This is a genomic window from Mucilaginibacter sp. RCC_168, assembly GCF_041355315.1.
Lineage (GTDB): Bacteria > Bacteroidota > Bacteroidia > Sphingobacteriales > Sphingobacteriaceae > Mucilaginibacter.
Genome location: NZ_JBFUPN010000032.1, coordinates 1 through 21266 on the forward strand (window position 1 = coordinate 1; position 21266 = coordinate 21266).

Here is a 21266-nt window from a genome sequence, read left to right on the forward strand (position 1 = left end):
ATGGTGGAGACCCTGACAAACCGCCTCCGAACGGCCATCATTCCCCTTTCTGGTAACTCTTCCCAACACCTGTGGTTGCAAACGAGCGCAAGTAGAATCAACTATTTTACTTAACTTAATCTAATACAACTTAATCACGTGCTACCCCTATGTAATAATTAAAAGTATCTACTTCGATGTTATTTTCCGTAGCGCCATCCAGTTTTAATGGTGTAAAGCGGGTAGTTGGGGTGATGAATTGATAATCGCCGCCTTTTACTTTAATCCTTACCGGCATATTGAACTTTTTGCTGCTTACGTTTATCCAACGGCAACGTATTTTATCCTTATAGGTCAAAAACTCCAAGATCGGGATGGTTTTATAATGCAGGTACTGGTCGAATATAGGAGCCAGGTCCATGCCGCTTTGCTGAGAAATATAATCAACCACCTGGTTGTAAGTAACGGTTTGGTGGTAGAAGGTTTTGTTGAGCCCACGCAGAATGTTACGCCATTTTTCATCATCATTTATCACTGTGCGGATCATGTTGAGCAGGTTACCGCCTTTATAATACATATCGCCCGATCCTTCGCGGTTTACGTCATAAGGACCAACAATAGGGCGGTCATTCTGAATAGCCAAACGGGTGCCATGCACATACTCCTGCCCGGCTTGCTTGCCATAATAGGTTTCCACAAATAACGATTCGGAGTAATTGGTGAAACTTTCATGGATCCACATATCAGCTACATCTTTGGAGGTGATATTATTGCCGAACCACTCATGCCCACTCTCATGCACTACAATAAAATCCCATTTTAAGCCCCAGCCCGTGCCCGAAAGGTCGCGACCCAGGTAGCCATTCTGGTAATGATTACCGTAGGCGGTGCCGCTTTGGTGTTCCATGCCCAGATGTGGGGCCTCTACCAGCTTATAGCCATCTTCATAAAAGGGATAAGGGCCAAACCAGTGCTCAAATGCTTTGAGCATTTTGGTAGCATTCTCGTTCCATTGTTTTTTAGCCTTGTTCAGATTGTAGCTCAGTGGCCAGTAATCCATGGTCAATTTTCCCTTTTCGCCCTGGTAAACGCCATCGTAGTGTACATAATCGCCAATGTTGGCCTCAATATCATAGTTGTTGATGGGATTGGCCACAAACCAGTCAAAACGGGTATAGCCGTCTTTTAATTTGGTTACTTTACGTAAACGCCCGTTTGATACATCCTTTAAACCATTAGGTACGCTAATGCTGATGAGGGCGCTGTCAACCTCATCATACTGATGATCTTTGGTAGGCCACCAGATACTGGCGCCTATACCCTGACAAGCAGTAGCCACCCAGGGTTTGCCCAATGAGTCGGTAGTATATACGATACCGCCATCCCAGGGAGCGCGTTTGGCAATAGTAGGATTGCCGGAGTAAAACACCGTAAACTCATCGGCGCTGCCTTTGGTTATGGTTTGCGGAAAGGTGATGAATACGGCGTTAAATTCGCGGATGTATGGTAATTCCTGCCCTTTGTAAATCACCTTATCAACTTTGAGGTTAGCAAACAGGTCGAACTGTAGTTTGGTAAAATCCTGTGTGGCTGTAAATTTAAACTGGTTGCTGCCGCTGATGTACTTTTGATCGATATCAAACTTCACATCCAGGTGATAGTAATTGATATCATAACAGGTGCGTAGCGGAGTTAAACTGCCACGCAGGGTATCGGCACGGGTAAAAATTTCGCGGTTGGCGCCAAGCTGGGCCTGTGCAGGTAACGTAAACGCGTTGAGCATCAAAACAGCCGCTGTGATGGTATATAAATATTTTATTTTCATGTTAAAATTGCTGTGTTTTTAAATTTAGTAAGGATGTTTAGTCCCTTGGTCCCCAGATATTCTTTCGCCAAAGCTCCTGGGCATATTTCCTGAACACCTCCGGCCCGCTTTTAAAAGCATCGTCAAAAGTATATTTGCCGCCGTCGTACTCAGCCGGACCCACTTTAACTTTGTTTTGCCCTCTTATCGCATATTTGTTACCGCCCTCGTGCATAATGATCTTCATTTCGCCCGGACTGATATCGCCGACGCATAATGTTTTGTACATCAGCCATACTTCGGCTTTCCCATTCCTGTCCAGGTCGGTAACGGCAAAAGTGCCCGGAATGTATATCGCTTCCAGGTCTACCTGGCAGTCCTTAACAAAATCAACCATTTGCCAGTTTAACTGCATACTTCCGTTGCTCTTTATGGTATACTGATAAGCATAAAGGGCCGCATCGCGTCCATTACCATCTTCGCTATCGCCTCTGGTATCGGTTATCCCGGTTTCTGTTGTGATCAATAAGTGCTCACCTTCGCTGTCTTTAAAGCGTACGGAGTTAACAATATCTCCTTTATATTTAATGGATGCAGGTATCGATCTTTTATTAAGCTTGACCACACTGACCTGTGCCATAGCCATTTGCCCCGCGGATAAAAACATCAGCATGGTCATGAATTTGATGTAATGCATGCTCATACTAATCTTTCAGTATACCGATATAGTAATTAAATGTATCTACTTCAATATTGTCTGTAGTAGCACCTTCAATAGCAACCGGGGTAAAACGGGTAGTAGGTGTAATAAATTGGTACTCTCCTCCTTTAACCCTTACCAATACAGGCATGGCAAAACCATTAACATCGGCTATCCAGCGACTAAGCAGTTTGCCATCCCTGGTGGCAAACTCCAGTGTTGGCAGGTTTTTGTAATGCAGGTACTGGTCAAATACAGGTAATAGTTTTTTGCCCGATTGTTCGGTGATATAGTTAACCACCTGGTCATAAGTAACGGTTTGATGATAAAATGTTTTATTGAGACCGCGAAGTATCCCGCGCCATTTTTCATCATCATTAATAATAGTGCGCACCATATTGAGCAGTACCGCGCCTTTGGGATACATATCCCCGGAGCCTTCTTTGTTTACATTGTAAACGCCCACAATAGGGCTCTCGTTCCCAATTCCTATTCTAAGTCCTTTGTTGTATTCCTGGCCTGCTTTTTTGCCCCAGTTATTTTCAATAAACAACGATTCGGAATAACAGGTAAAGCCTTCATGTATCCACATATCGGCCAGATCTTTACCGGTGATGTTATTGCCAAACCACTCATGGCCACTTTCGTGAACTATAATATAATCCCATTTAAGCCCCCAGCCCGTGCCCGACATATCATAACCCAGGTAGCCATTCAAATAATGATTACCGTAGGCTGTAGCGCTTTGGTGCTCCATACCTAAATGCGGTGTTTCTACCAGTTTGTAACCATCCTCATAAAACGGATAAGGGCCAAACCAGTGTTCAAAGGCTTTAAGCATAGGCTTTACATTTTCGGCAAATTGCTTTTTGGCTTTCTCCAGGCTGGCTGGCAATACCCAGAAATCAAGACTGAGCTTGCCTTTCTCTCCATCGTATGTATCGCCGAAGTGAGTATAATCGCCAATGTTGGCAACCACATCATAATTGTTAATAGGGTTGGCCACAAACCAATCAAAGCGCGTATAGCCATCTTTGAGCGGAGTAACTTTACGCAGCCTGCCGTTGGATACATCCTTTAATCCTTTAGGTACGCTGATGCTGATCATCATGCTGTCAACCTCATCGCTTAGATGATCTTTATTGGGCCACCAGATACTGGCGCCCACGCCCTCACAGGCAGTAGCTACCCAAGGTTTGCCCAGCGAATCTTTTTTAAATACAAAGCCGCCATCCCAGGGGGCGTTAACCGCCACGGTTGGTTTGCCCGAATAGTATACGGTAAACTCATCCTTGCTGCCTTTGGCAATGGTTTGTGGAAGTGTAACAAAAACGGCATTAGCATCGCGGGTATAAGGCAGGTTTTTACCTTTATACACCACTTTGTCTACGTTCAGATTGGCAAACAGATCGAACTGCAGTTTGGTGAAATCCTCAGTCGCGGTAAATTTAAATTGATTGCTGCCACTGATGGCTCGTTGGTCGATATTTACTTTTACATCAAGGTGATAGTAGTTAATATCGTAACAGGAACGTAAAGGCGAAAGGCTACCACGCAGTGTATCTGCATGCGTGTATTTTTCTTTCTCTTGTAAAAGCTGGGCTTTGGCAATAACCGGGAGGCATAATAAAATAGCTCCCAATATAAACTGATAATTCAGTTTAGTAAGTGATGAGTTGTTCATTGTAACGGATCAGTCAATGTTTAATGAACCTAAATCTACAAATATCTTGTGATTAAGTTTATTTTTAAAGATAAGTTGCTTCTTAATTCACCCTAAAAGGGGGGCTTTTTAAGAAAAAAGCCCTTCTCTATTGGGAGAAGGGCCAGTATAACATCTATTTCAATACTTCCACATCAATAAAGCTGTCGTTATAAACAGTCTCGGTGGCTTTGATGTAGTCGCTTTCGTTGGCCTTGTACGGATTCTCCACAAATTTTTGCGGATTACGTGCTATGATCGGGAACCAGGTGCTTTGTATCTGGATCATAATGCGGTGACCCTTTTTAAAGGTATGCAGCACATCCTGCAGGCGGAAGTTAACATCGGTTTTTTGGTTGGCTACCAAAGCTTCTGGTTTCTCGAAGCTATTGCGGAAACGTGCCGGCATTACTTCGGAGCGTACCATTTGCCAGTAATTGCTCAGGATGATGTTTTTGTTGGGCATGTATGGGTTGTTAGGCTCATCGGCAGGGTAAACGTCGATCAGTTTTACTACAAAATCGGCATCGGTGCCGGTAGTCGCAATTTTAAGATGGGCCATGATCTCGCCGCCAAGGGTTACATCATCATTTAACACGTTGGTCTGGTAAACCAATACATCCGGACGACGACCGGCAAAACGCTGATCCTCACTCATATAATTGTGCGGGGTAAAGCCCATGGTAGTGGTATTATCCTCAGTATAAGGAACCGGTTTAAGCGGATCGCTTATATAGGATACTGAACCGGCTGTGGCAGGTTGCGCATCGGCCAGTTTACCATCGGCACCTAAATACATTTTTTGGTGAACGGCATTTGGAGCCGGCCATTTATCAAAAGTAGCCCATTCTTTTTTGCCGGTATTATACATATAGGCATTTGGCAGACCTGAATTTTTATCGCCATTACCTTTCAGGAAATGGTTGAAGAATTTGGCTTCGATATTTTTTTGGTAAAAAGTAGCGATGCTATCGCCAAAGTAAACGTTGCTGTGCATGGTATGCCCGGTTTCGCGCGACCAGCGGCCGTGCCCAAACGGACCCATTACAATGGTATTATAAGCATTAGGATCAGTTTTGTTGATGGTTTTGTAGATAGCCAGCGGACCGGTCAGATCCTCGGCATCAAACCAGCCGCCTACCAGCATTACCGCGGGTTTTACTTTGCCGTAATGCTTTAACAGACCGCGTTTTTGCCAAAATTCATCATAATTAGGGTGGTTGATGGTTTCCTGCCAGAAGAAATTGTCGTGATAAAATTTGTCGGCATTTTTTAGCGGACCAAGATCTAATAGGTATTGATATCCATCTTTGCTATTGGGTTTAAGCATGGTATACCAGGCCTTGGTAGTGGTATCGGTTTTCTGAACGCCAAAAACCGGGAAGGTGAAAAAGTAACCTTCAAGAAAAGCGCCGTTATGATGAAAATCGTCAAAAAAGAAATCGGATATAGGGGCTTGTGGCGATGACGCTTTCAAAGCTGGATGGTTTGACAGGATACCCGCCGCGGTATAAAAACCTGGGTAGGAGATGCCATACTGGCCAACCTTGCCATTATTGAAAGTTGCATTTTTAACCAGCCAGTCAATGGTATCATAAGTGTCAGAACCTTCATCAACATCGGTTTTGCTTTTTTTGTTATCGATAACGGGCGTCATGTTTGTCCAGGTTCCTTCACTTTTCCAGCGGCCGCGAACATCCTGGTACACAAAAATATAACCCTCTTTCATGATAATTTCCGACGGACCCAAGCGTGCGGGATATTTATCCTCGCCGTATGGCGCTACGCTGTAACAGGTACGCTGCATCAGGATAGGATACTTGTTTTTAGCCGAAGCATCTTTAGGCGTGTAAATGGAGGTAAAGAGCTTTTTACCATCGCGCATAGTGATGTACACGTCTTTTTTGGTAAAATGTTCCTTTACATAATCGCTTTGAGCAAAAGCGTTAATGCTGCACATTAATAATAGTGCAAAAAATGAGTAAATTTTTTTCATGAGATCAGTCAGTTTAAAGGCCTAATTTAGCAAGTAAATCGTTAATTCAATTTATTATTGCAACACTGTTACAATAAAGCTAAAAAAACAGCCTTACACATCATTTTGTATATTTATCTACCTTATTTATGTCATCATTCCCAGCTCAGTATTCCACCTTATCTGCCCTTGCTTTAAAAGATTATATAACAGCAGCGTATGGTATAAACCTAATAAGCTGCAAATATTTACTGCGTGGCGTAAGCGATACCTATGTTTTAGAAGCAGCTGATTCAAAGTATATTTTAAAAATTTACCGTGGCATGCACCGCTCCTTAACCGAGATACAGGGTGAAGTGGAGTTGTTGAATATGTTGAAAGAGTATGGTGCAAAGGTATCCTACCCACTGGTTGATATTTTTGGCGGACAGATACAAAAATTTGATGCAGCCGAAGGCACCCGCTACGGTATTGTGCTTTCCTATGCCGAGGGCAAACCTGTGCTTGATCTGTCTGATGAGCAATTGAAAACTGTTGGCCGTGAAATGGCCACGGTTCATAACATCACCTCGGTAGTGAAACTGAACTATAAAAGAAAAGCCTATACTACGGATAGCACGCTCATTCAACCTTTAAAAACGCTGAAGCCCGCGTTTGCGGAGCTGCCTGGTGAATATATCTATTTAAAAGAGACCGTAATGCAGGTAATTCAAAAGCTAAATACGTTTGATACAAAGAAATTTAGCTATGGTTACTGCCAGTATGATTTTTTGCCTAAGAATTTTCATTTTGATGACGGTGGCCAGATCACCTTTTTTGATTTCGATTTTGCAGGACAAGGTTACCTGGCCAATGATCTGATGTCGTTCTTTGTGCATTTTTTTATGCATGTATTTACCGGCAAACTGACCCGCGAAGAAGCCGACTGCATGTTTAAGGTTTTTATAGCAGCCTACCGCGAAGTAAGGCCTGTGTCAGATCAGGAGATCAAGGCTATTCCTTATCTGGGTGTAGGGTTCTGGATATTTTACCTGGGCTTTCAATATGAAAACTTCGATGATTGGTCGAACCCGTTTTTTGGTCCGAAATTTATAAAGGATAGGGTATCGCTGATAAAAGTGTGGGTAGATAAGTATTGCGAATTTTGACCATTAATCTATAAAATAATAGCCTAATAACCATTAACTTTGCCAACCACAAAATACAAACTTATGCAATATGATGTTATCGTTATCGGTTCGGGCCCAGGTGGCTATGTAGCCGCTATACGTTGTGCCCAGCTTGGTTTAAAAACCGCGATTGTTGAAAAATATGCTACCCTTGGCGGTACCTGTCTAAATGTAGGCTGTATCCCATCCAAAGCTTTACTGGATTCTTCTGAACATTACCATAATGCCGCTCATGCCTTTAAAACGCATGGTATTAACCTGGATAACCTGAAAATTGATTTCGGGCAGATGATCAAACGCAAGCAGGAAGTGGTTGACGCCAACACCAGCGGTATTGTTTACCTGATGAAAAAAAATAAGATCGATACCCATTATGGTGTAGGATCTTTTAAAGATAAAAATACCATCATCGTTAAAAAAAGCGATGGCACCGAAACTGAGCTCACCAGCAAAAATGTGATCATTGCTACCGGTTCAAAACCATCAGCACTACCATTTTTAAAGATCGATAAAAAACGCATCATTACCTCAACTGAGGCTTTAACCCTTACAGAGATCCCTAAGCACCTGGTGCTGATAGGCGGCGGTGTTATAGGTTTGGAGCTGGGTTCTGTTTACGCCCGCTTAGGCTCCAAAGTATCTGTAATTGAATTTATGGATGGCATTATCCCAACTATGGATAAAGGTTTGGGTAAAGAGCTGCAAAAAGTCCTGACCAAATTGGGTATGGAATTTTACCTGAGCCATAAAGTTACCGGCGCTACCGTAAAAGGGAAAGAAGTAACCGTGAGCTTTGATACCCCGAAAGGCGAGAAACAGGAACTAAAAGGCGATTACTGCCTGGTTGCTGTTGGTCGTATAGCTTACACCGATGGTTTAGGTCTGGATAAAATTGGCATTACCGTTGAAGAACGCGGTCGTAAGATCACCGTTGACGATCACCTGGAAACCAGCGTTAAAGGTGTTTACGCTATTGGCGACGTGATTAAAGGTGCCATGCTGGCCCACAAAGCCGAAGATGAAGGTACTCTGGTTGCCGAGATCATAGCCGGCCAGAAACCACACATTGATTATAACCTGATACCGGGCGTTGTTTATACCTGGCCGGAAGTTGCCGCCGTTGGTCAGACAGAGGAGCAATTGAAAGCAGCCGGTGTAAAATATAAAACAGGATCGTTCCCATTCAAAGCCAGTGGCCGTGCGCGCGCCAGCGGTGATCTGGATGGTTTTGTGAAAGTACTGGCCGATGCCACTACCGACGAGATTCTGGGTGTGCACATGATCGGTCCGCGTGCTGCTGATATGATTGCCGAGGCTGTAGTAGCGATGGAGTACCGTGCCAGCGCCGAAGATATTTCGCGCATGAGCCACGCCCATCCAACTTACACAGAAGCCATGCGCGAAGCCTGCTTAGCAGCGACTGAGAACAGGCCGATACATATGTAATTTGGGAATTGAGAAGTTCGATTTGGAATTTGGTTAATATCGAACACCAAATTTTGAACTTCGAATATTGAAGTAAATGATATCGAAGCAGAAACAATTAGGTTTGTTTCTGCTTTTTTTATTTTAAGGGTCCTTATATTGAGCTGATGATTATCTTATTGAATATTGGTATTGTGCTATGCACCATTGCATTTATGGAATTGCTTTCCTGGGCTATGCATAAATACCTGTTTCATGGGCCGCTGTGGTTCATCCACAAAACACACCATCAGGAAAAACATAGCTGGTTCGAGCTGAACGATCTGTTCAGTATAGGTTTTGCGGCCTTTGCTTTAGGACTGATGTGGATAGGGCACCTTAATCTGGACTATCACTTCTGGATAGGTACAGGTATCAGCACATATGGTATCATCTACTTTATTTTTCACGATTGGTTTATTCATAACCGCTTTAAAGCATTCAAAAGTAATAACCGTTACCTGGCAGGCATCCGCCGTGCGCATAAAATGCACCATAAATCTATGCAGAAAAATCCTTCGGAAGAGTTTGGGTTGTTGGTGGCGAGCAGGAAGTGGTTTAGGAAGTGAGTGTCTGAACTCGAATTATGGAATTAAGGAATTTTAGAATTTCCTTAGTAGGTTTAATTCTGTTAATTCTAAAATTCTATAAATTCAAGTTCAGACAAATAGCCTTACACCGCTATCACATGCTTCCCTTTTTTGTAACCAATGGCAGCAAAATACAGGATGAACAGATAGATAGGTAACAGGATCCAGTAAGATGTTTGAGCTGCTGCTTCAGGGCCGAGGCTGGGTTTAAATCTATCAACCAGGAAGCCATAAATAGGCGGGAAAACCGCCGCGCCGGCTATACCCATAACCAGTAGTGACGAACCGATCTTGGTAAACCTGCCCAGGCCCGATAAGGCCAATGGCCATATAGCAGGCCACATTAATGAATTGGCTAAACCTAAAAGCGCAATGCAGGCTACGGAAGCGTATTTGGGAACGAGCAAGGCGGCCGCTGTTAAAATCACACCCAGCACAGCCGAGTATACCAATGCTTTTTGTTGTGAAATATAACGGGGAATAAATAAGATGCCCGCGATGTAACCAATAACCATGCAAGCCAGTGTGCCCGATGCAAAATATTTGGCGGTGGATAGCGGGATATGATGCGCAACACCATAACTGATGATAGAGTCGCCGGCTATAACTTCGGCGCCCACGTATAGAAACAGGGCAATTACCCCCAATATTAAATGCGGAAACTCGAATACGCTGGTTTTACCGGAATTGGCAGCAGCTACGGTTTCATCCTCATGATCGGTATCAATTTCTGGCAGGCCCGAAAAGTAGATCAGCACGGCCAATACTGCCAATACAATAACAATAAGCACGTAAGGCAAAATTACCCTGGAAGCAAGTTCATTGAGCTCGGTTATTTTTTGGGTAGCATCAAGCTTAGCGAGATTGGCAGTAAAGGCATCGATGTTTTTTAATACCACTGCGCCCAATGCGATAGGCGCCAGTACACCGGCAAATTTATTACAGATACCCATGATGCTGATCCGTTTGGCAGCGCTTTCGGGTGGGCCAACTATAGTGATATATGGATTGGAGGCTGATTGTAAAACGGCCAACCCTGAGCCTTGTACAAATAAACCGATCAGGAATATAGTATAAGTCCTGGTTAATGCCGCGGGTATAAATATGAGAGCGCCAACCGCCATAATAAGCAGACCAACCGCCATGCCATTTTTAAAGCCAAATAGTTTAAGCAACCAGGCCGATGGCTTTGCCATTAATAAATAGGCAATATAAAAAGCGCTGGCTACTAAAAATGATTCGATGTTATTAAGCTGACAGGCAATTTTTAAATAGGGTATCAATACAGAATTTAGCCAGGTTACAAACCCGAAAATGAAAAATAATGCACCTATAATAATAATAGGATTTATACCCGAGCTTTTTACCGCCACCGGATTTTCAACTTTAATAACAGTAGCCATTTCTTTTAGTTAAATTGTTAAGAACTTAATGAAGTTTCTAAAATAATTAAAAAAGTTGGTAGATTGTATTGGGAATGTGAAAATTAGTGAAATTAAATGAGGATATATTCCTTTTATTTTGGTGATTTATATCATTCGCGTGATTTTTCGGGATGATTTTTCTTTAAAAAACAGGTTGATAATGAGTTTTATTGATTTATCAAACGTTTGTGTAGCTGTTCTATGGGCAATACCTGTAAAAATCAAGATTTCTGAAAAAAATTAATTTATTGTGTGTTATTGGTTCTTCCGGCTATCAATATCAGAAGATCTTCAATCCAAATTAAAATTCCGAAATTCGGACGCTTACATTCATCGCCAGCATGAAAATACTAATAGTTAACAATACCATGATACCGGCTGCCAAATATGGAGGCACCGAAAGAGTGATCTGGTGGTTGGGCAAGGAGCTTAACCGCCTGGGTCATGACATTACCTACTTGGTGAGTGAAGGCTCTGCCTGTCCCTTTGCGAAAGTGCTGGTATATAATCCTGCTATTGACATGAACCTACAGGTTCCGGATGATGTAGACGTGGTACATTTCCATTTCCAGGTAAGCGGGTTTACCAAAAAGCCATACCTTATTAATGTGCACAATAACCCGGGCTACGGCCAGGTGCTGGATCAAAACTCCGTATTTGTATCTGCCGATCATGCTGCACGTCATGGATCAAGCGTGTTTATACATCATGGTCTTGATCCGGATGATTATCCCCGGCCCGATCTGCAACAGAAACGTACCCATACCCACTTTTTGGCCAAAGCCGCCTGGCGTGTAAAAAATGTAAAAGGCGCCATTGATATAGCCACCCAAACCGGCAATAAGCTTGTCGTATTGGGAGGTACACGTTTAAACCTGAAAATGGGACTGCGCTTTACTCCCAATTTAAATGTTCGGTTTAAGGGTATGGTTGATAACGCGCAAAAATCGGTAGTATTGAATGCTTCAAAGGCTTTATTGTTCCCGGTTTTATGGCATGAGCCTTTTGGCTTGGCTATTATTGAAAGCCTTTATTTTGGCTGCCCAGTGTTCGGTACGCCTTATGGCTCGTTGCCGGAGTTGGTACCGGCTGAGGTTGGCTTGTTGAGCAATAGCAAAACGACGTTAATAACAGCGCTTAAAAATGTAGACTCTTTTAGTAATCAGCACTGCCATGATTACGCCATGGAACATTTTACTGTTCAAAAAATGGCCCGACGCTATCTGGAATTATATGAAAAGATATTGAATGGCGAAACCTTGAACCCGGTTAGCCCTGCGCTGAAGGAAGCATCACCCAAGTACCTGCCCTGGAACGCATAAAATAATACTCATCCTCAATTCCTCGCCACGGGAGGAGTGCGGTTGTTATGAGTGTAAAGGCAGGGAGGGGTTTATACGCCGGGTATAAACTACATGATGCAGAAACCCCTTCCTCCTTTTTCCCGAGGGAAGGAATCGCACCCTGCCTCAGCTTTTGAAAAACTTGAAAAAGGTCAAAACTTTAAAGAATCTTAATCAGACAACAACGTAGTAATATTATAATGTGTTATTTTGTACCTAAATATCTCCGGTGAATAGTTCAGCAACCACTTTATCTCCCGCATATAAAAAGCCATACATTGTAGTGTTGGCCCTGGCCATATTGGTAAATATTGCCGGCATAGGTATTAAATACTTTACCGACGATCCTAGTTTGTACAGTGTGCTGGCCCGTGGCATGGCCCAAAGCAATAATTTTACCGAGCTCATTTACCACGGGAAGGACTGGCTGGATAAACCGCATTTTCCGTTCTGGATGGCCGCGCTGAGCTTTAAGATCTTTGGTATCAATACCATCGCCTATAAATTACCGGCCCTGTTATTTTTCCTGCTATCGGTGGTATACACTTATAAACTGGCGCGCAAATTTTACGATCTGGAAACCTCATTGATCGCCACACTGATCTTGCTTACCGCACAGCACGTGCTCATGTCAAACACCGATGTGCGGGCCGAGCCTTACATCATGGGGTTGCTCATGGGAGCGGTATATCACTTTTATCAGCTCAAAGAGCGCCTTGGCTGGGCCGATATCTTGCTTGGAGCCCTGTTTACCGCCTGCGCCGTTATGACCAAGGGTATTTACCTGCTTATTCCCATCGGCAGTGCCATTATAGGCGATTACCTGTTTAAAAAAGATCTCAAAAGCTTGTTCCACTGGAAATGGCTGCTGGCATTTGTGTTGGTGTGCATATTTACCCTGCCCGAAATTTATACCTTATATATACAGTTTGATATACACCCCGAAAAAGTGGTGTTTGGTAAAACCGGTATATCAGGTATCCATTGGTTTTTGTGGGATAGTCAGTTCGGGCGTTTCAACAATAACAGCTTTATCCGCAACAGTCATGGCAGCGTGTTCTTTTTTCTTCATACCCTGTTATGGGCCTTTGCGCCGTGGATGCTGTTGTTTTATTACGCGCTCATCAGGCATATCGGTCAAATAATCAAAGGTGTAAAACTGCCCGAGTATGTTAGCATTAGTGGTTCGGTAGTAATGCTGCTGATATTTTCCGTATCTAAATTTCAGCTGCCGTTTTATACCAATATCCTGTTCCCCTTCTTCGCTATTATCACAGCCGGCTTTATTCGTGAAGTGATCCAACACAAAAGTAAATTCTTTACCATTGCTCAGTATACTATTGTTGCGTTATTGATCATCGCGGTAACGGTGCTCAACTTTGTTTTCGCCCCTGAGCGCTGGCAGGTGTTTATAGGGCTCTGTATCCTGCTCATTGGTGTCATCTTATATATTTATAAAAACAGCCGTAACCGGGAAAGGGCTTTGTTTTTATTAACAGCCATAACGGCATTATGGGTTAATACTTACCTCATGGGTGTGGTTTACCCCACACTGCTGAAATTTAAAGGCGATGTTCACGCTGCCGAATATATTAACCAACATTATCCAAACGCTGAGATCATAGCCGCTTTTAATGTCCCCAATGCTTTTGACTTTTATACCCATCAGCCGGTAACTTTTATGGACATGGCTCAGGCCGTCACACACAGCAATGCCCTTATCCTGATAGACGACGGCTTAAAAGCCGAACTGGAAAAGAACCACACCAATTTTCAAATAGTACAGGCATTTTACAATTATCCCAACGAAAATATGCGGCTACCGTTTATCATCAAAAGCAGCCGGCTGGGTAGCTTGGAGCGGTTTTATCTGGTGAGGGTGGATAAAGGTTTGTAATGTTCTGGCGGTGGTGCGTTACTCAGCATGATAAACGTGTTATATCGACCACATACTACTTTTGAGCTTAAAATGTAAGGTTTAAAAAGTTTTTCATTATAGCGGCGATACAATAACCGCAGGCAATAAAATAAAATTCCGAAATTCGCCACCAATAAATCCGACATCGAACATCCGATATCCGACATCAAAAAAATATGCTGCAAATACAGGAAAACGTATCCCTCAAAAATTTCAACACCTTTAGCATCGACGCGTATGCCCGTTATTTTGTGGAGATAGCGCACGAGGATGAACTGGTGGAGTTGTTTGCCGATCCGCAATGGCAGCAAATTGAAAGGCTGGTATTGGGCGGCGGCAGCAATCTGCTACTGGTGAGTAATTTTGAAGGATTAGTGATCCGTATGAATATCCGCGGTATTGAACACCGCATCAGTCATAACGATGTTTTTGTGGAGGCCGGCGGCGGCGAAGTATGGAACGACCTGGTAAACTTCTGCGTTGCCCGCGGATATGCCGGTATCGAAAACCTGAGCCTGATCCCCGGTTCGGTAGGCGCATCGCCTATCCAAAACATCGGCGCTTACGGCGTGGAACTGAAGGATGCCTTTTTGAGTTGTCGTGCTTTTGAAATAGCAAGCGGTAGTTTTAAAACATTTACCAAAGCCGATTGCAAATTTGGTTACCGCGAAAGTGTATTTAAAAATGAACTCAAAGGTTTGTACATTATTGTGTCGGTAAAATTCCAATTATCGCTTATTCCTGATATCAATACACAATATGGCGCTATTGGGCAGGAGTTAGCTAACCGGGGTATTACTACGCCTACAATCAAAGATGTGTCGGATGTTGTATCGCATATCCGGGTATCTAAACTGCCTGATCCATCAACCATAGGTAATGCAGGCAGTTTTTTTAAAAATCCCTTGATTAGCCAGGAAGAATTCAGCACGCTGCAGGCTAAATTTCCGGATGTGGTTAATTATCCAGGCGGTGACGGCCTTGTGAAACTGGCTGCAGGCTGGCTTATTGAGCAATGCGGCTGGAAGGGAAAAGTAGTAGGAAATACAGGTACCTGGAAAAATCAGGCGCTGGTTTTGGTGAACCACGGCGGTGCCACTGGCAAGGAAGTGTATGCTTTTTCGTCGCAAATCATAGACAGTGTGTACACTAAATTTGGCGTTATGCTACAACGCGAAGTAAATATTATTAGTTAAATAATTTTATTCTAATTAAACTTTTGGTTTCGTTTAGTGTCAATTGTATAACATTTTTGTTACGTAAGTTAATTTCATTGATTTTTCATTTTGGTTAATTTTTGCCTTTAATGTTCTGCTTTTCAGTTCATTAATTGTCTATATGGTGTAACTTTTACACTCTTTATTTTTCCAGAAAAAATCTCTTTCGTCATTGTTCTGGTTAAAAGATCAATTTTTAAGTGGCATCATGGTTGCCTGAGTGTTGATACAAAACTTTAACAAAATGACAAAGATTGAGTTTAACACCCTAGTACTACGTCAGGCAAGTTCATTGAGGTCCTACGCACTTCATTTTACCCATGACGCAGATGATGCTAACGACCTTGTCCAGGACACAATGTTGAAGGCCATAACTTATTACAATAAGTTTAAAGAGGGTACTAATTTAAAAGGATGGTTATACACCATCATGAAAAATACATTCATCAACAATTATCGCCGTTTTGTTAAAATGAGCACTTTTGTTACCAAGTCAGACGAGATATCTTCTCCAAACCTAGTGTACAGTTCAACAAAAAATCAAGGCGAAGCAAAATTTGTGATGGACGATATCAAAAGAGCGCTTGACCGCTTACCAGGAGATTATTATGTACCCTTCACTATGTACTTTGAAGGTCATAAATACCACGAAATTGCCGATCATCTGGATATCCCGATCGGTACTGTAAAAACCCGCATCCACGTAGCCCGCAAGTTACTGAAAAAGAACTTGAAAGCTTATGATAATGGCATTGCCAAACCCGTTTACGCAGAGAATTAATAAGATTAAACTCAAAATATATATCATAGAAAAACCCGCTTTTTAGGCGGGTTTTTTATGCTTTTGATCCGGGACAGATAGTATATCTATACCGCCAGACCCGTTTGAAGATCATAGGTATAGGATGTACCGTTGATTACTATTTTTACCCGGTGATTGCCCAGGAATTGAATAGTACCCTTATAATCCCAGGTACCATCGGCGCCGCTGCCTTTGGTAGCAAAATTGGCAGAACCGCTGATAATATCCCCCTCTTTTGTTGGGTCGATGATGAGTGAGTTGAACGAGTAATTATAGCTGAAAATGCCTGTTTTTTCCGCAGTTGTTTTAGCCTGTAGATTAGTGTAAACATTCATGGAGCCGGTCATTGATAGCTGAGAATCCTTATTGCCCGGTGTTAATAGCTTCATATTGAGCGTTTCACCACTCTTGGTTAGTACAATATAATCATTGGATGTGATGGTAACGTATAAACTATCATACACACTGATACCCGAAAGCGAGCCGGCTGTACATTGTACGTTATATTTGATTTTGTTCCAGATGCTGAATTTGGCAGTGTCGCTCAGATCGAGTGCGAACTGGAAAGCGGTATCTATCTTAAAATCACAATCCGGTTGATGGGTTGATTGTACTTTCAGGCGTCCTTTATGGCTTTGATTCATATTATCGGGCATATTAGCTCCATCGGCAATATTGAATGAGCCATATTCGCCATACAATATCTGTTTAAGGTTCATTACCACATTGCTGCTTACCACCTTGGTACTTACCGTGCTGGTATTGCCTTTGTTATTAATATTGGCCGATTTGATACAAGCCGAGTAACCAATAGCGATGCAGGCCAGTAATAGAAAGATGAGTTTGGGGTACTGTTTCATAAAAAAGGTTTGGTGTTCTGTGTAAATTTAACTTATTATCAATGAATTAGAACAAGGGGAAAGCAAAATAATTTATGAGGATAATCAGGCATGAATAGATCAATTGGATAATATTATCCGCAGAACATAACAAACAAAGCATCAATATACTACCAAACTAATAGGTATTTTCTTAATTTCGCAACCTCATACGTGTAAACAATAAAATGGACTATCAATTTAAAGATATAGAGCAAAAGTGGCAGCAGTTTTGGGCCCAGAACGGAACCTTTAAAGCTGAAGATAAAAGCGCCAAACCTAAGTATTATGTGCTGGATATGTTCCCCTACCCATCAGGCGCGGGGCTGCATGTGGGCCATCCGCTGGGTTATATTGCCTCTGATATTTTTGCACGCTATAAACGTTTAAAGGGTTTTAATGTGCTGCACCCCATGGGGTATGACAGCTTCGGTTTACCGGCCGAGCAGTATGCTATACAAACCGGGCAACACCCCGCTATTACCACTGCAGATAATATTGCTACCTATCGCCGTCAGTTGGATCAGATAGGTTTTTCGTTTGACTGGAGCCGGGAAGTACGCACCAGTTCGCCCGATTATTACAAATGGACGCAGTGGATCTTTATGCAGTTATTTAATTCCTGGTATAATAAAGATGCCGACAAGGCCGAATCCATTACCAAACTGGCAGCGCATTTTGAGCAAAAAGGCTCTGCCGGTATTAATGCCGTATGTGACGAAGAAGTTTTGACTTTTACCGCTGAAGAATGGAAAGCCCTAAGCAACCGCGAACAGCAAAATGAACTGTTAAAATACCGCCTGACCTATTTGCGCGAAAGCACCGTGAATTGGTGCGCCGCTTTAGGTACTGTATTGGCCAATGATGAAGTGAAAGACGGCTTTAGCGAGCGTGGTGGTTATCCTGTAGAGCAAAAGAAAATGATGCAGTGGAGCATGCGTATTACCGCCTATGCCGAACGCCTGTTGCAAGGATTGGACACCATTGACTGGCCCGAACCACTGAAAGAAATGCAGCGCAACTGGATAGGCAAAAGCACCGGTGCAAGCGTCAAATTTCCGATTGAGAAAACTACTCACCACTCATCACTCACTACTCACGAATTCATCGAAGTTTTCACCACCCGGGTTGATACTATTTTCGGTGTTACGTTTTTGGTGATCGCGCCCGAGCATGAGTTGGTGGCTTCGTTAACTACGCCTGAGCAAAAGGCGGATATTGATGCGTACATCGCCCAAACCAAAAAGAAATCGGAGTTGGACAGGATGGCTGATGCCAAAACGGTATCGGGCGCCTTTACCGGCAGTTATGTGCTAAATCCGTTAAATAACGAAAGGATCCCGATCTGGATAGCGGATTATGTATTGGCAGGATACGGTACAGGTGCTGTAATGGCCGTACCATCGGGAGATCAGCGTGATTATTTATTTGCCAAACATTTTAACCTGCCGATAGTACCTATTATCGATATACAAAATATCGAAACCGAAGCCGATCCGACTAAAGAGGGCAAGTATATCAACTCCGACTTTATGAACGGGCTTGCTTACAAAGAAGCAACTGCTGCCGTAATTGCCAAGCTGGAAGCTATTAGTGCCGGCAAAGCTAAAGTAAACTTCAGGATGCGGGATGCTATATTTGGCCGTCAGCGTTACTGGGGCGAACCAGTACCGGTTTATTTTAAAGATGGCCTGCCTCATTTAATTGAAGAGGAGCATTTACCATTACTATTACCCGAGGTTGATAAATACCTGCCAACCGAAACCGGCGAACCGCCATTGGGTCGCGCCGAAGGTTGGAGCTATAAGAGTCAGGAATCAAGAGACAAGAATCAAGATAAGGCTGGCTACGCTTATGAACTAAGCACCATGCCAGGCTGGGCTGGTAGCAGCTGGTACTGGTACCGCTATATGGACGCGCATAATGATCAAGAGTTTGCATCTAAGGAAGCAATTGCTTATTGGAAAGATGTCGATTTGTACATAGGCGGCAGCGAACATGCTACCGGGCATTTGTTATACAGCCGTTTCTGGAACAAATTTTTAAAAGATCTTGACCTGGTGATTGAGGAAGAGCCGTTTAAAAAGCTCATCAATCAAGGGATGATACAGGGGCGCAGTAACTTTGTTTATAGATTGATTGATGAGGAAGGTCGCGGAACTAATACTTTTGTATCTCACGGTTTGATTAAAGAGTACAAAACTTCGCCATTACATGTGGATGTGAATATTGTAGAGAATGAGGTACTGAACCTGAACAAGTTTAAAGAGTGGCGCCCCGAGTTTGCTGATGCTGAATTTATTCTGGAAAATGGCAAATACATTTGCGGGGTTGAAGTAGAAAAAATGTCAAAGCGTTATTATAACGTGGTAAACCCAGATGATATAGCCCAGCGTTATGGCGCCGACACTCTGCGTATGTACGAAATGTTCCTTGGTCCGTTGGAGCAGAGTAAACCATGGAATACCAACGGTATCGAAGGGGTGTTCAAATTCCTGCGTAAATTCTGGCGTTTGTTTCATAATGATGCCTGGGAATTTAGCGTAAGTGATGCAGAGCCGAGCAAAGCCGAACTGAAATCGTTGCACAAGATCATCCGCAAGGTAGAAGAAGATGTGGAGCGTTTCTCGTTCAATACCTCGGTTTCCAGCTTTATGATCGCGGTTAATGAACTAACCGATCTGAAATGTAACAACCGGGCCATCCTGCAGGATATGGTGATCGTGTTATCATCATACGCACCCCACATTTGTGAAGAATTGTGGACCTTGTTAGGTAACCCCGCTGGTAGCTTGTCATACGCTCCGTATCCAAAATTCAATAGCGCTTACCTGGTTGAGGATGAGTTTGCTTACCCGATCTCTATCAACGGTAAAACAAAAATGAACTTGAATATATCACTAAGCCTGGAGCCAAAAGCTATTGAAGAGTTTGTTTTAGCCAATGCCGATGTACAACGATACCTGGACGGGAAAGCTCCTAAAAAGGTGATCGTGGTAAAAGGCAGAATAGTGAATATGGTGGTTTAAGCCCCAGGAATTCCAACCAATTAATATCCAACACTGAATATCCAATACCGAACATTGAAGTTTCGAATTTCGGTGTTGGATATTCGGAATTGTGATTCGATATTATTGTCCTCCTGTTTTTTCTTAGTATCAATAGGCTTTTATACCTTTCAGTAAAATATGATTGAACGGGATACCTCCAAAAAGCACATTCAACAAGTAGATTATATCCGGGCTATCGCTTCTTTGGCCGTAGCACTGTTCCATTTAGGGGGTAAAGCACTGCCGGTTTTAAAATATGGCTGGCTGGGGGTGCATATGTTTTTTCTGCTGTCGGGCTTTATTATATGCTGGTCTATCCCTGCAGATTATACCTGGAAGATGAGCGGCCGTTTCATTGGCAAACGTATTACCCGTATCGAACCTCCTTACATCATTTCTATCGGACTGGTTATCATGATGAATTTTATTGTGCTGAGCCATTACAAGCCCGATTGGTTGAATATTATTTGCCATTTTGCCTATCTCAACTCGTTTTTAGAGAAACCCTATCTGAGCCCGGTATATTGGACGTTAGGCGTAGAATTTCAGTTTTATCTTTTTGTGGCTTTATGTTTTCCGTGGCTCAAGTCTAAATATGGCCTCTGGTTATTACTGATATTATGTATCGTTCCCGTATTTGTAAAGATCCCGGGCGGTTTGCTGTTAGGTGTTTTCCCGGTATTTGGTTTAGGCATATTATATTACCTGTACCTGAAAAAGATTACCGACATTAATATAGCGTTGTTTCTGGGCGTTTTGATCTTCTTCTGTTGTATTCATACGGTAGGCTGGTTGCCGGCTGGTATGGCATTTGTTACTCTGTTACTATTGACGGCGCCCTTAAAAAGCTATGCTATGGTCAGCTTTTTTTCAAAGATCTCCTTTTCATTATATCTTACCCATGATATTGTGGGTAGTCGCCTGGTGGTTTTTATGGGTACTAAACTTCCTAAAAACGTACTTTTTAAAGGCCTGGAGTTTTTAACAGGTATTGTGGTGAGTATCTTATTTGCATACCTGTTCTATTTAGTAATTGAAAAACCTTTCTTTAAATTATCAAAACGGATAAGCTATACTCCTATTAGTGAGGACTAACTTTCAGAACAAGTATTATAAAGAATAATGCTAAGGTTACACAATGTTAATGTATCCTTAGTGTAACATATACATGACAATTGCTATTTTCCTAAAAAAATAAAAGTTTAGGGTGTAACATTTAATCTATTTTCGCCTCCAATTACGAAAATACTT

At 42.7% G+C, this 21266-nt stretch carries 15 protein-coding genes; 9 read left to right on the forward strand and 6 right to left on the reverse strand.

What is annotated here, in order from left to right; genetic code table 11:
• Positions 1-130: 130 nt before the first annotated feature.
• The 4 genes from AB6735_RS25045 to AB6735_RS25060 form a co-directional block, all read right to left on the reverse strand.
• Positions 131-1804 (reverse strand): M1 family metallopeptidase, encoded by a 1674-nt coding sequence (locus AB6735_RS25045; protein WP_370998933.1) that lies wholly within the window; start codon positions 1802-1804, stop codon positions 131-133.
• Between the two features lie 37 nt (positions 1805-1841).
• Entirely contained in the window at positions 1842-2486 is a 645-nt protein-coding gene (locus tag AB6735_RS25050; RefSeq protein ID WP_370998934.1) for a M949_RS01915 family surface polysaccharide biosynthesis protein, read from the reverse strand.
• Position 2487: 1 nt separating this feature from the next.
• Positions 2488-4167: a M1 family metallopeptidase gene (locus tag AB6735_RS25055; RefSeq protein WP_370998935.1), complete on the reverse strand. Its 1680-nt coding sequence runs from the start codon at positions 4165-4167 to the stop codon at positions 2488-2490.
• 154 nt (positions 4168-4321) lie between these two features.
• Entirely contained in the window at positions 4322-6181 is a 1860-nt protein-coding gene (locus tag AB6735_RS25060; protein WP_370998936.1) for a CocE/NonD family hydrolase, read from the reverse strand.
• 128 nt (positions 6182-6309) lie between these two features.
• Here AB6735_RS25060 and AB6735_RS25065 point away from each other — a divergent pair, with 128 nt between their 5' ends.
• From AB6735_RS25065 to AB6735_RS25075, 3 genes are all read left to right on the forward strand, one after another.
• Entirely contained in the window at positions 6310-7308 is a 999-nt protein-coding gene (locus tag AB6735_RS25065) for a phosphotransferase enzyme family protein (protein ID WP_370998937.1), read from the forward strand.
• A gap of 63 nt (positions 7309-7371) precedes the next feature.
• Positions 7372-8775 carry a dihydrolipoyl dehydrogenase gene (gene lpdA, locus AB6735_RS25070; RefSeq protein WP_370998938.1) on the forward strand — a complete coding sequence of 468 codons (1404 nt, stop codon included), beginning with the start codon at positions 7372-7374 and terminating at the stop codon, positions 8773-8775.
• A gap of 146 nt (positions 8776-8921) precedes the next feature.
• Positions 8922-9362: a sterol desaturase family protein gene (locus tag AB6735_RS25075; RefSeq protein ID WP_370998939.1), complete on the forward strand. Its 441-nt coding sequence runs from the start codon at positions 8922-8924 to the stop codon at positions 9360-9362.
• Positions 9363-9466: 104 nt separating this feature from the next.
• Here AB6735_RS25075 and AB6735_RS25080 read toward each other — a convergent pair whose 3' ends face one another.
• Entirely contained in the window at positions 9467-10786 is a 1320-nt protein-coding gene (locus tag AB6735_RS25080) for a sugar MFS transporter (protein WP_370998940.1), read from the reverse strand.
• 362 nt (positions 10787-11148) lie between these two features.
• On the opposite strand from AB6735_RS25080, the gene AB6735_RS25085 reads away from it, so the two are divergent.
• From AB6735_RS25085 to AB6735_RS25100, 4 genes are all read left to right on the forward strand, one after another.
• Positions 11149-12129, forward strand: coding sequence for a glycosyltransferase (locus AB6735_RS25085; protein ID WP_370998941.1), 981 nt, complete (start codon positions 11149-11151; stop codon positions 12127-12129).
• A gap of 250 nt (positions 12130-12379) precedes the next feature.
• Positions 12380-14047 carry an ArnT family glycosyltransferase gene (locus AB6735_RS25090; protein WP_370998942.1) on the forward strand — a complete coding sequence of 556 codons (1668 nt, stop codon included), beginning with the start codon at positions 12380-12382 and terminating at the stop codon, positions 14045-14047.
• 197 nt (positions 14048-14244) lie between these two features.
• Positions 14245-15264, forward strand: coding sequence for a UDP-N-acetylmuramate dehydrogenase (murB, locus tag AB6735_RS25095; protein ID WP_370998943.1), 1020 nt, complete (start codon positions 14245-14247; stop codon positions 15262-15264).
• Positions 15265-15529: 265 nt separating this feature from the next.
• A complete protein-coding gene (locus AB6735_RS25100) occupies positions 15530-16066 on the forward strand; it encodes an RNA polymerase sigma factor (RefSeq protein ID WP_370998944.1) in 537 nt (178 codons plus the stop codon).
• Between the two features lie 86 nt (positions 16067-16152).
• On the opposite strand, the gene AB6735_RS25105 is transcribed toward AB6735_RS25100, so the two are convergent.
• Positions 16153-16947, reverse strand: coding sequence for a hypothetical protein (locus AB6735_RS25105; RefSeq protein WP_370998945.1), 795 nt, complete (start codon positions 16945-16947; stop codon positions 16153-16155).
• 206 nt (positions 16948-17153) lie between these two features.
• Between AB6735_RS25105 and leuS the strand changes: the two genes are divergently transcribed.
• Positions 17154-19994, forward strand: a complete 2841-nt coding sequence (gene leuS, locus AB6735_RS25110; RefSeq protein WP_370998946.1) for a leucine--tRNA ligase — start codon at positions 17154-17156, stop codon at positions 19992-19994.
• A 159-nt stretch (positions 19995-20153) separates the two neighbouring features.
• Positions 20154-21110, forward strand: a complete 957-nt coding sequence (locus AB6735_RS25115; protein ID WP_370998947.1) for an acyltransferase family protein — start codon at positions 20154-20156, stop codon at positions 21108-21110.
• Positions 21111-21266 lie beyond the last annotated feature (156 nt).